Raw genomic sequence first — 11185 nt, forward strand, 5'->3', positions numbered from 1 at the left:
GCGCGTCAACCCCGTCCCCGTCGCCGACGGACGACCCCCTAGGAGTCGTCACATGCGCACTCCCCCCATGCCCCTCACCCGACGTGGACTGCTCACCGGCACCCTCTCCTCGGCCGCCCTGCTCGCCGCGGGCGGTGTGCTCGCCGGCTGCGGCACCAAGGCTGCGACCCAGACCGAGGAGGGCTGCAAGAGCGACGACCTCTCCGCCACGGAGAAGAAGCTGGCCTTCGCCAACTGGCCCCAGTACATGGACGTGGACGAAAAGGACGAGTCGAAGCGGCCCACCCTCGACGCGTTCGTCGCCAGGACCGGCATCCAGGTCACCTACACCGAGGACATCAACGACAACAACGAGTTCTTCGGCAAGGTGCAGAACCAGCTCGCGAGCTGTCAGAGCACCGACCGGGACATCATCGTCCTCACCGACTGGATGGCCGCCCGGATGATCCGGCTCGGCTGGATCCAGAAGCTCGACCCGGCGAAGATCCCCAACGTGGCGGCGAACCTGCTGCCGTCGCTGCTCAACCGTTCCTTCGACCCGGAGAACCGGATCTCCATCCCCTGGCAGTCCGGTCTCGCCGGCCTCGCCTGGAACGGCAACGTCACGAAGGAGGTCCGCACCGTCGACGAGCTGCTCACCCGCCCCGACCTCAAGGGCAAGGTGACCGCGCTGAGCGAGATGCGCGACACCATGGGCCTGCTGCTCCAGGCAGGCGGACACGACCCGGCGAACTTCACCGCCGCCCAGTTCGACGACGCGCTCAACAAGCTCAAGAAGGCCGTCGACTCCGGCCAGATCCGCCGGTTCACCGGCAACGACTACGCCCCCGACCTGGCCAAGGGCGACATCGCCGCCTGCATCGCCTGGTCCGGTGACGTCATCCAGCTCTCCGGCGAGGACGAGAAGGTCCAGTTCGTCGCGCCCGAGTCGGGCGTGATGCTCTTCAGCGACAACATGATGGTGCCGAACAAGGCCACCCACAAGGGCAACGCCGAAGCGCTGATCAACCACTACTACGAGCCCGCCGTCGCGGCGCAGCTCGCCGCGTACGTCAACTACATCTGCCCGGTCAAGGGCGCGCAGGCCGAGATGGAGAAGATCGATCCCGAGCTGGCGGCCAACCCGCTGATCTTCCCGGACGAGGCGCTGCTGCGGAAGTCGAAGGTCTTCATGGCCCTCGACGAGAAGCAGGAGAAGGAGTACGAGTCCAAGTTCCAGCAGGTCATCGGGGCGTGATCGGGATGGGCGCGAAGCTCCGGGAACGCGATGCACCGGCCGGCGACCTGCGGCTGGCCAACCTCACCAAGCGGTTCGGCATCTTCACCGCCGTCGACGACCTCAGCCTGACCATCCCGCAGGGCTCGTTCTTCGCCCTGCTCGGCTCGTCCGGCTGCGGCAAGACCACCACCCTGCGGATGATCGCCGGGCTGGAGGAACCGACCAGCGGTCAGGTGCTGCTCGGCGCCCGGGACGTGACCCGGCTGCGGCCGTACAAGCGGCCGGTGAACACCGTGTTCCAGAGCTACGCGCTCTTCCCGCACCTCGACGTCCACCAGAACGTCGCCTTCGGGCTGCGCCGGCGCGGGAAGCGATCGACCGACGACGACGTCATGGGCATGCTCGAACTGGTGCAGCTGCGCGACTACGCCCGCCACTATCCCGCCCAGCTCTCCGGCGGTCAGCAGCAGCGGGTCGCCCTGGTCCGCGCCCTGGTCAACCACCCGCAGGTGCTGCTGCTGGACGAGCCGCTCGGCGCGCTCGACCTGAAGCTGCGCCGGCAGATGCAGATCGAGCTGAAGCGGATCCAGACCGAGGTCGGAATCACCTTCGTGCACGTCACGCACGACCAGGAGGAGGCCATGACGATGGCCGACACGGTCGCGGTGATGAACGCCGGGCGGATCGAGCAGCTCGGCGCCCCTGCCGAGCTCTACGAGTTCCCGGCCACCGCGTTCGTGGCGAACTTCCTCGGCCAGTCCAACCTGCTCGCCGCCGAGGCCGCCGGCCCCGCCGGGTCGGACGTGCCGGTCACCGCCCACGGCGCCCGCTTCTCCGTCCCCGCCGACCGCGCCCGGTCCGACCGGGGCGCGGTCTACCTGGGGGTACGCCCCGAGAAGCTGCACCTGGTCGGCTCCGCCGCCCAGGTTCCCAGCGGACACCAGCACGTCGAGGGGGTGGTCACCGACGCCTCCTACGTCGGGGTCAGCACCCAGTACCTGGTCCGGACCGGCTGGGGGAGCGAGATCTCCGCGTTCACGGCGAACAGCGGCACCGGCGGGCAGCACCCGGTCGGCACCCCGGTGGTGGCGCACTGGGATCCCCGGCACGCCTTCCTGCTGCCCCGCGAGCCCGGCCAGGACGACCGGACCACCCCGCTGCTCGACGAGCCGGTCGGAGCGCCGTCGTGAGCCGGCCGGCCGTCGGCGTCACGCGCTTCCCGGCGGCGCCATGAGCGCGCTGGCGCACGTACCGACCCCGTCCGGGCCGGCGGCCCCGGCACCGCCGCCCCGCCGGGGGCGGCACCGGCTGCTGCCGTACCTGCTGCTCCTGCCGGGCGCGGCCTGGCTGTTCGTCTTCTTCGCCGTGCCGCTGCTGCAACTGGCCGCCGCCAGCCTCTACGACCCGAGCGGCTCGCTCTCCACCGGGTACGCGCTGACCTGGGCGTTCAGCAACTACCCGGACGCGTTGCAGGCGTACTGGCCGCAGTTCGCCCGCTCCTTCGGCTACGCCGGGATCGCGCTGGTGCTGGCGCTGCTGCTGGGCTACCCGCTGGCGTACGCGATCGCGCAGAAGGCCGGCCGGTGGAAGAACCTGCTGCTGGTCTGCGTCGTCGCCCCGATGTTCACCAGCTTCCTGGTGCGCACCCTGGCCTGGAAGACCATCCTGTCGGACAACGGCTGGTTCGTCGGGCTGCTGCGCGACGTGCACCTGCTCGCCCCCGACGGCCGGCTGCTGGCCACCCCGTTCGCGGTGATCCTCGGCCTGACGTACAACTTCCTGCCCTTCCTGGTGCTGCCGCTGTACGCGAGCCTGGAGCGGCTCGACCACCGGCTGCTGGAAGCGGCCGGTGACCTGTACGCCAACCCGGTGCAGACGTTCCGCCGGGTCACCCTGCCGTTGTCCATGCCCGGCCTGATCGCCGGCACGCTGCTCTTCTTCATCCCGGCCACCGGCGACTACATCAACGCGGAACTGCTCGGCACCCCCAACGAGTACATGATCGGCAACGTCATCGACTCGGCGTTCCTGGTCCGGCTGGACTACCCGCAGGGCGCGGCGCTGTCGTTCCTGCTGATGGCGGCGATCCTCGCGGTGGTCTTCGGCTACCTGCGCCGGGCCGGCACCGAGGAGGTGTTGTGATGACCCGCGTCTGGAGATGGCTGGCCGACCGCTGGGTGATGGGCGTGGCCCTGCTGGTGCTCGGCTACCTCTCGCTGCCGATCATGGTGGTCGCCGGCCTGTCGTTCAACCGTCCGTCGAGCCGGTTGTCGTACGACTTCGACGAGTTCACCCTGGACAACTGGCGCAACCCCTGCGCCACCTCCGACATGTGCGACGCGGTGGTGCGCAGCGTGCAGATCGGCTTCATCGCCACCGTCGTCGCCACCGTGGTCGGCACCCTGATGGCGTTCGCCCTGGTCCGGCACCGGTTCCGCGGCCGCTCCGGGATCAACCTGCTGATCTTCCTGCCGATGGCCACGCCGGAGCTGGTGATGGGGACGTCGCTGCTGGCCCTCTTCGTCTCGGCGGGCGTGCCGCAGGGCTTCTGGACCGTCGTCATCGCGCACGTCATGTTCTGCGTGTCGTTCGTGGTGGTCACGGTCAAGGCACGGCTGGCCGGGATGGACCGGCGGCTGGAGGAGGCGGCGATGGACCTCTACGCCAGCGAGTGGCAGACCTTCCGACTGGTCACCCTGCCGCTGGTGCTGCCCGGCATCGTGGCCGCCGCGCTGCTGGCCTTCTCGCTCAGCTTCGACGACTTCATCATCACGAACTTCAACGCCGGCACCACCGTCACCTTTCCGATGTACGTCTGGGGCGCCGCCCAGCGGGGCATCCCGCCGCAGGTCAACGTCATCGGCACGGCGATGTTCGTGATCGCGCTGCTGCTGGTCGGCGTGAGTTCGCTGCGGGGGCGGCGGGCCCGACGTGCCCGCATCATGTCGGCTGTGCGCCCGAACGGCCCGTCATGACGCTCCCGCACACCGGCAGGGCGCTCGCCGACGCGGCGCCCGTGCCCTACTGGCTGGACCGTCCGGAACGCCCCGACCCGCTGCCGCCGCTGCACGGTACGCACACCGCCGACCTGCTGGTCGTCGGCGGCGGGTACGCCGGACTCTGGACCGCCCTGCTCGCCAAGTCCGACGCCCCCGACCGGGACGTGCTGCTGGTCGAGGCGGGCACCTGCGGGTGGGCCGCGTCCGGGCGCAACGGCGGATTCTGCGCCGCCTCGCTCACCCACGGCCTCGCCAACGGCGTGGACCGCTTCCCGGGCGAGATCGACGAGCTGGAACGACTCGGCCGGGAGAACCTGGACGCGATCGCGGCGACCGTCGAGGCGTACGGGATCGACTGCGACTTCGAACGCACCGGCGAACTGGCGGTGGCGGTGGCGCCGTACCAGCTCGCCGGGCTGGCCGACGACGCCGAACTGGCCCGCCGGCACGGCCACGACGTACAGCTGCTCGACCGTGACGAGGTCCGCGCCGAGGTGGACTCGCCCACGTACCTCGGTGGCATGTGGGACCGGGGCCGGGTGGCCATGCTCGACCCGGCGAAGCTGGCCTGGGGGCTGCGCCGGGCCTGCCTGGAACTCGGCGTCCGCATCGTCGAGCACACCCGGGTCACCGGGCTGCGCCGCGACTGCGCCGCCCTGCGCGCCGTCACGGCTGGCGGCCCGGACGCCGTCCCCGGCCTGGTCCGGGCCCGGCAGGTCGTGCTCGCCACCAACGCCTTCCCGCCGCTGCTGCGCCGGCTGCGCGCCCGGATCGTGCCGGTCTACGACTACGCCCTGATGACCGAGCCGCTGAGCCCGGCCCAGCGGGACGCCGTCGGCTGGCGGAACAGGCAGGGGCTCGCCGACACCGGCAACCAGTTCCACTACTACCGGATCACCGGCGACGGGCGGATCCTCTTCGGCGGCTACGACGCGGTCTACCACTACGGCAACCGGGTCGCCCCGGAGCTGGAGCAGCGACCGGCCACCTTCACCGCCCTCGCCGAGCATTTCTTCACCACCTTCCCGCAACTGGCCGACCTGCGCTTCAGCCACCGCTGGGGCGGGGTCATCGACACCTGCACCCGGTTCTGCCCGTTCTTCGGCACCGCCTACGACGGGCGACTGGCGTACGCGGCCGGCTTCACCGGCCTCGGCGTCGGCGCCACCCGGTTCGGCGCGCGGGTGATGCTCGACCTGCTGGCCGGCGGGGACACCCCGCTGACCCGGCTCGACCTGGTCCGCAGCACGCCGCTGCCGTTCCCGCCGGAACCCGTCCGGGCCGCCGGCATCAACCTCACCCGGTGGTCGCTGGCCCGCGCCGACGCGCGCGAGGGCCGGCGCGACCTGTGGCTCCGTACCCTCGATCGTCTTGGACTGGGGTTTGATTCCTGATGCGCATCCTGCTCGTCGGCGCCGGCGGTGTCGGCTCCGCCGCCGTCGCCATCGCCGCCCGCCGATCCTTCTTCGAGACCATGGTCGTCGCCGATCACGACCTGGACCGCGCCGTGCGGGCCGTCGCCGGCCACGGTGACCGGTTCGTCGCCGCGACGGTCGACGCCTCCTCGACCGAGGCGGTCACCGCGCTCTGCCGGGAGCACCGGATCACCCACGTGCTCAACGCGGTCGACCCGCGCTTCGTCATGCCGATCTTCGACGGCGCGTTCGCTGCCGGGGCCGACTACCTGGACATGGCGATGTCGCTGTCCCGGCCACACCCGTCACGCCCCTGGTCCGAGACCGGCGTGAAGCTCGGCGACGAGCAGTTCGCCGCAGCCGACCGGTGGGAGACGGCCGGGCGGCTGGCGCTGTGCGGCATCGGCATCGAACCCGGTCTGTCCGACGTGTTCGCCCGCTACGCCGCCGACGAACTGTTCGACGAGATCGACGAGATCGGGGTACGCGACGGCGCGAACCTCACCGTCGACGGGTACGACTTCGCGCCGTCCTTCTCCATCTGGACCACCATCGAGGAGTGCCTGAACCCGCCGGTGATCTGGGAGGCCGGCCGGGGCTGGTTCACCACCGAGCCGTTCAGCGAGCCGGAGGTCTTCCACTTCCCGGAGGGCATCGGCCCGGTCGAGTGCGTCAACGTGGAGCACGAGGAGGTGCTGCTGATCCCGCGCTGGGTCGAGGCGAAGCGGGTCACCTTCAAGTACGGCCTCGGCGACGAGTTCATCGAGGTGCTCAAGTCCCTGCACAAGGTCGGGCTCGACGCCACCACCCCGGTCACGGTGCGCGGGGTGCAGGTGTCACCGCGGGACGTGGTCGCCGCCGCGCTGCCCGACCCGGCCACCCTCGGCGACCGGATGCGCGGCAAGACCTGCGCCGGGACCTGGGTACGCGGCCGGTCCACGTCCGGCGAACCCCGCGAGGTCTACCTGTACCACGTGGTCGACAACGAGTGGTCGATGCGGGAGTACGGCCACCAGGCCGTGGTCTGGCAGACCGCGGTGAATCCCGTGGTCGCTCTGGAACTGCTCGCCACCGGCGCGTGGTCCGGCACCGGCGTGCTCGGGCCGGAGGCGCTGCCGCCGAAGCCGTTCCTGGACCTGCTCACCGGGTACGGCTCGCCGTGGGGGATGGAGGAACGATGACCCGCTATGGCCCGATGTACGGCCCGGACGTCACCTTCCTCGGCGTGCCGCCGTGCACCCTGGAGGAGCCCGTCACCTACGTCGACGCCGACGTGGTGATCATCGGCGCGCCCTTCGACGGTGGCACCTCGCACCGGCCGGGCACCCGGTTCGGTCCGTCCGCCATCCGGCAGGCCTGCTACCTGCCGCACGACGGCTCCCGCCCGTCCCTGGCGATGCGGGTGGACGGGCTGCGGGACCTGCGCGTCTACGACGCCGGTGACGTGGAGATGTTCGCCGGCGACATCGAGCGGTCGCTGGCCGCGCTGGAGTCCGCCGTGCACGCGGTCGCGCACGCCGGGGCGATCCCGGTGGTGCTCGGTGGCGACCACTCCATCGCCCTGCCCGACGCCACCGGGGTGGCCCGCCACCACGGGCTCGGTCGGGTGTCGCTGGTGCACTTCGACGCGCACGCCGACACAGGCGACGTCGAGTTCGGCTCGCTGCACGGGCACGGCCAGCCGATGCGCCGGCTCATCGAGTCCGGTGCGGTACGCGGCGACCGGTTCCTCCAGATCGGCCTGCGCGGCTACTGGCCCGGCCCTGCCACGTTGGAGTGGATGGCCGCACAACGGATGCGCTCGTACGAGATGACCGAGCTGGTCGCCCGCGGGCTCGACACCTGCCTGACCGAAGCCTTCGCGATCGCGGTGGACGAGTGCGAGGGCGTCTTCCTCTCCGTCGACGTGGACGTGGTCGACCCCGGCATGGCCCCCGGCACCGGCACCCCGGAGCCCGGCGGGCTGACCTCTCGGCAGCTCCTCGACGCCGTCCGCCGGGTCTGCTACGAGCTGCCCGTCGTCGGCCTCGACGTGGTCGAGGTGGCCCCGCCGTACGACCACGCAGACATCACCGCGTACCTCGGCAACCGGGTGGTCCTGGAGGCCCTGTCGGCGATCGCCCGCCGCCGCCGCGACGCCGCCGGCGGCCCACCCTGGAACCCCCACCAGCCCCTCCTCGACGCCCGCTGACGACCCCCGCGCCCGCCCCGCCCTTCCCCGCGCCCCGCCCTTCCCCGCGCCCGCCCCGCCCTTCCCCGCGATCTTGCAGTTGCGGCCTGGATTTTCGGGACAGAGGCGACATTCCGTAGACCCAAACTGCAAGATCAACGAGGGGGACAGGTGGTGGGGTTGTCCACAGGGGTGGGGGTTGTCCACAGGGGCGGGGGCGGGGGGAGCGGTGGGGTGGTGGGGCGGGGGATTCTGCCGACATGGCGAACCGGCTATGGCGGACCACTTCTCTGCTCCAGCTGACCACCCGCAGGCGGCTGCGTACCCATGTCGAGAGAGGGCGGATCATCCGGGTGCGCCGTGGCGTCTACGGAGACCGGTACGCCTCCGACCTCGACGTCGTGCGGGCGGTGCTGATGTGCCTGCCTCCTGAGGCGATGCTGGCCAGGCACAGTGCCGCCCGGCTCCACGGCTTCGGTGTGCTGCGAGAGGACGCCGTCCACGTCCAGTTGCCGGCCCAGGTGTCGAAGCCGCGGCTTCCGGGCCTGGTGGTGCACCATTCGGTACTGCCCGTGCAACCCGTCCTGGTACGTGGGCTGCCCTGCGTCCCGCCGGCTCGGTGCGCGGTGGACCTCGCCCGGACCGTTCGTCGGTTGGACGCCCTGCCGGTGCTCGACGCGGCCGTCCGCTCCGGTGCCGTGTGTCGCGACGAGTTGATCGAGGAGGCGCTGGCCCATCGAGGGCTGCGAGGCGTACGGCAGGCCCGTGACCTGGCCCGGTTGGCGGACGGGCGGGCCGAGTGCCGGCAGGAGAGCCAGCTGCGGTTGGTGCTCGTCGACGGTGGGTTGCCGGCTCCCGAGCCGCAGATCGAGGTGTGCGACGAGGACGGCATACCGCGCTTTCGGCTCGACCTCGGATACCGGGAGCGGCGGGTCGGCGTCGAATACGACGGCATGTCCCATCTCGACCGTGACCGGCTGCGGCACGATCGGGACCGTGCCAACTGGCTGGCCGGCAACGGGTGGACCATGCGCCACTTCACCGACCGCGACCTCTACCGTCGACCGGCCCACATCGTCGCCACGGTCGCTGCCGCATTGACCTGAACCCCGTCTCCCTCTCGCGATCTTGCAGTTGTGGCCGGTGCGAATGGTGCAGAACGAGCATTGCGGAGGCCTCAAGTGCAAGATCGCGGGGGTGGGTGGGGTGGCCGCTGCCAAGGACGAGATTCGGGAGCCCGGCAAGAACCTGGGCCGCCGCAAGGTGGTCGAACTGTTCCGCTGAGCCGGCTGGGGCCAGCGGTCCCGGCACCCGCGCGCCGAGCTGATCACGGCGCACGACGACGGGTGGAACAGCCGACAGGGCCCCTCGCCAACCGATGGCGAGAGGCCCCGGGGGCCGACCCGGTCGAACCGGGGCAGCAGAGCTACAGGGTCAGCGTCCAGCTGTCGATGTAGCCGGTGTCACCGCCGGCGGCGTCCTGGACCCGCAGGTTCCAGGTGCCGTTGCGGGTCTCCGAGGAGAGGTTGACCGTGTAGGTCTGGTTGATGTTGTCGGTGGAGCTGCCGCTGCGGTTGTGCAGGGTGTAGACGCTGCCGTCGGGGGCGACGAGGCTGACCACCAGGTCCCCGATGTAGGTGTGCACGATGTGCACCTCGACCTTGCTGGTCGACGAGGCGGTGCCGCTGCAGCCCGAGACCGCGATGGCGCTGGAGACCGTGGTGTTGTCGCTGATCGTCACGTTGTTGCCGTTGTTGCCGCCGCAGGTGGCCGACGAGCCGCCCAGGTTGAGCGTCCAGCTGTTCAGGTAGCCGGTGTCACCGCTCGCGGCGTCCTGGACGCGCAGCTTCCAGGTGCCGTTGGCGACCTCGGAGGAGAGGTTGACCGTGTAGGTCTGGTTGATGTTGTCGGCCGAGCCGCCGGTACGGTTGTGCAGGGGGTAGGCGCTGCCGTCGGGAGCGATCAGGCTGACCGCCAGGTCGCCGATGTAGGTGTGCACGATGTTCACCGCGACGGTGCTGGCGGCACCGGCGTTGCCCGTGCAACCGGAGATGGTGATCGCGCTCTCGACGGTGGCGTTGTCCCTGACGGTCACGTCGGTGCCGTTGGTCTGCGTGCAGCCGGGCGTCGGCGTGGTGGTGCCGCTGCCGACGTGGAGCAGCTTGTTGGGCGAGCCGGTGCCGACGTTGGTCACCACGTTGCTGGTGGCGTCGGTGACGAGCTTGTCGCGCACCTGCCGCGGGGTGAACGACGGGTTGGCGGCGAGCACGAGCGCCGCGGCGCCGACCACGTGCGGCGTCGCCATCGAGGTGCCGCTGATGGTGTTCGTCGCGGTGTTGCTGGTGTGCCAGGCCGAGGTGATCGAGCTGCCCGGAGCGAAGATGTCCAGGCAGCTACCGATGTTGGAGAACGACGAGCGGGCGTCGGTGTTGGTGGTCGAGCCGACCGTGATGCCCTCCGGGGTGCTGGCCGGCGAGCTGTTGCAGGCGTTCGCGCCGCTGTCGTTGCCCGCAGCCAGGCCGTAGGTGACGCCGTCGGCGATGGATCGGGCGACCGCGTCGTTCAGCGCCTGGTTGAGGCCGCCGCCGAGGCTCATGTTGGCGACCGCGAGCTGGCCTGCGGTGTGGTCGCCGGTCACCCAGTCGACGCCCTGGATCACTCCGGCGTTGGTGCCGCTGCCCTGGCAGTCGAGCACCCGGACGCCGACCAGGGTGACGCCCTTGGCCACGCCGTACGAGGTGCCGCCGACCGTGCCGGCGACGTGCGTGCCGTGCCCGTTGCAGTCGTCCGCGGTGCCGCCGTCGACGGAGTCGAACCCGGAGATGGCGCGACCGCCGAAGTCGCTGTGGCTGGTCCGGATGCCGGTGTCGATGATGTACGCCTTCACGCCCGAGCCGGTGTTCGGGTACGTGTAGGAGTTGTTCAGCGGCAGGGCGCGCTGGTCGAGCCGGTCGAGCCCCCAGGACGAGGTCGGGCTCTGCGTACCGGTGATGCGCATGGTGTGGTTCTGCTGGACGTATCGGACGGACGGGTCGGCGGCGAGCTTGCGGGCCTCGGCCTCCGACAGCCGGGCCTCGAAGCCGCGCAGCGCGTTCTGGTAGGTGCGGGCCACCGCGCCACCGTGCTCGGCGGCGAGGGCGCGTGCCGTCCTCGCGACGTCGGCCCGGCCGACCGCGGCGTCCTTCAAGACGACGATGTACGAGTCGGTGACCGCGGTGGCGCCACCGGCCTGGAGGATCTGTCCCTCGGCGGGGGCGGTCGGGGCGGCGGTCGCCGGGGCGCCGAGGGCCACCGCGGTGGTGACGGCGGCTGTGGCGATTCCGATGCGCCAGGGGCTTCGGGGTGCGTGGGGGTTCGTCATCCCTGGGGGTGTTCCTTCCGG

General features: G+C 71.1%; 10 protein-coding genes. 9 read left to right on the forward strand and 1 reads right to left on the reverse strand.

Annotated features, from left to right (window positions below):
- Positions 1-52: 52 nt before the first annotated feature.
- The 9 genes from GA0070560_RS06680 to GA0070560_RS29760 all read left to right on the forward strand — a co-directional run bounded on the left by GA0070560_RS06680 (position 53) and on the right by GA0070560_RS29760 (position 9087).
- A complete protein-coding gene (locus GA0070560_RS06680) occupies positions 53-1237 on the forward strand; it encodes a polyamine ABC transporter substrate-binding protein (RefSeq protein ID WP_091292603.1) in 1185 nt (394 codons plus the stop codon).
- Positions 1238-1242: 5 nt separating this feature from the next.
- On the forward strand, positions 1243-2409 hold the full coding sequence (locus tag GA0070560_RS06685; protein WP_091293011.1) for an ABC transporter ATP-binding protein: 1167 nt from the start codon (positions 1243-1245) through the stop codon (positions 2407-2409).
- A 40-nt stretch (positions 2410-2449) separates the two neighbouring features.
- On the forward strand, positions 2450-3361 hold the full coding sequence (locus GA0070560_RS06690; protein ID WP_091292605.1) for an ABC transporter permease: 912 nt from the start codon (positions 2450-2452) through the stop codon (positions 3359-3361).
- The gene (locus tag GA0070560_RS06695; protein WP_091292607.1) at positions 3361-4194 is read left to right on the forward strand and encodes an ABC transporter permease; all 834 of its coding nucleotides are present in this window, start codon (positions 3361-3363) and stop codon (positions 4192-4194) included. The genes GA0070560_RS06690 and GA0070560_RS06695 overlap by 1 nt, the downstream gene beginning before the upstream one ends.
- Entirely contained in the window at positions 4191-5612 is a 1422-nt protein-coding gene (locus GA0070560_RS06700; RefSeq protein WP_091292609.1) for an NAD(P)/FAD-dependent oxidoreductase, read from the forward strand. The genes GA0070560_RS06695 and GA0070560_RS06700 overlap by 4 nt, the downstream gene beginning before the upstream one ends.
- Positions 5612-6814: a saccharopine dehydrogenase family protein gene (locus GA0070560_RS06705; protein WP_091292613.1), complete on the forward strand. Its 1203-nt coding sequence runs from the start codon at positions 5612-5614 to the stop codon at positions 6812-6814. The genes GA0070560_RS06700 and GA0070560_RS06705 overlap by 1 nt, the downstream gene beginning before the upstream one ends.
- The gene (gene speB / locus GA0070560_RS06710) at positions 6811-7824 is read left to right on the forward strand and encodes an agmatinase (protein WP_091292615.1); all 1014 of its coding nucleotides are present in this window, start codon (positions 6811-6813) and stop codon (positions 7822-7824) included. The genes GA0070560_RS06705 and speB overlap by 4 nt, the downstream gene beginning before the upstream one ends.
- 239 nt (positions 7825-8063) lie before the next feature.
- On the forward strand, positions 8064-8909 hold the full coding sequence (locus GA0070560_RS06715) for a DUF559 domain-containing protein (protein ID WP_091292618.1): 846 nt from the start codon (positions 8064-8066) through the stop codon (positions 8907-8909).
- Between the two features lie 43 nt (positions 8910-8952).
- Positions 8953-9087 carry a hypothetical protein gene (locus GA0070560_RS29760; protein WP_281183672.1) on the forward strand — a complete coding sequence of 45 codons (135 nt, stop codon included), beginning with the start codon at positions 8953-8955 and terminating at the stop codon, positions 9085-9087.
- Positions 9088-9229: 142 nt separating this feature from the next.
- Here GA0070560_RS29760 and GA0070560_RS06720 read toward each other — a convergent pair whose 3' ends face one another.
- Complete coding sequence (locus tag GA0070560_RS06720) at positions 9230-11164, reverse strand: S8 family peptidase (RefSeq protein WP_091292621.1); 1935 nt, start codon at positions 11162-11164, stop codon at positions 9230-9232.
- Between the last annotated feature and the right edge of the window lie 21 nt (positions 11165-11185).

The organism is Micromonospora halophytica (assembly GCF_900090245.1).
In the GTDB taxonomy this organism is placed as follows: Bacteria; Actinomycetota; Actinomycetes; order Mycobacteriales; family Micromonosporaceae; genus Micromonospora; species Micromonospora halophytica.

What these genes read in the sequence shown, in the direction of transcription:
- GA0070560_RS06680 (WP_091292603.1), top strand. Translation starts at nt 53, where the DNA reads ATGCGCACTCCCCCCATGCCCCTCACCCGACGTGGACTGCTCACCGGC.
- GA0070560_RS06720 (WP_091292621.1), bottom strand. Translation starts at nt 11,164, where the DNA reads ATGACGAACCCCCACGCACCCCGAAGCCCCTGGCGCATCGGAATCGCC.
- GA0070560_RS29760 (WP_281183672.1), top strand. Translation starts at nt 8,953, where the DNA reads ATGGTGCAGAACGAGCATTGCGGAGGCCTCAAGTGCAAGATCGCGGGG.
- speB (WP_091292615.1), top strand. Translation starts at nt 6,811, where the DNA reads ATGACCCGCTATGGCCCGATGTACGGCCCGGACGTCACCTTCCTCGGC.
- GA0070560_RS06715 (WP_091292618.1), top strand. Translation starts at nt 8,064, where the DNA reads ATGGCGAACCGGCTATGGCGGACCACTTCTCTGCTCCAGCTGACCACC.
- GA0070560_RS06685 (WP_091293011.1), top strand. Translation starts at nt 1,243, where the DNA reads ATGGGCGCGAAGCTCCGGGAACGCGATGCACCGGCCGGCGACCTGCGG.
- GA0070560_RS06705 (WP_091292613.1), top strand. Translation starts at nt 5,612, where the DNA reads ATGCGCATCCTGCTCGTCGGCGCCGGCGGTGTCGGCTCCGCCGCCGTC.
- GA0070560_RS06690 (WP_091292605.1), top strand. Translation starts at nt 2,450, where the DNA reads ATGAGCGCGCTGGCGCACGTACCGACCCCGTCCGGGCCGGCGGCCCCG.
- GA0070560_RS06695 (WP_091292607.1), top strand. Translation starts at nt 3,361, where the DNA reads ATGACCCGCGTCTGGAGATGGCTGGCCGACCGCTGGGTGATGGGCGTG.
- GA0070560_RS06700 (WP_091292609.1), top strand. Translation starts at nt 4,191, where the DNA reads ATGACGCTCCCGCACACCGGCAGGGCGCTCGCCGACGCGGCGCCCGTG.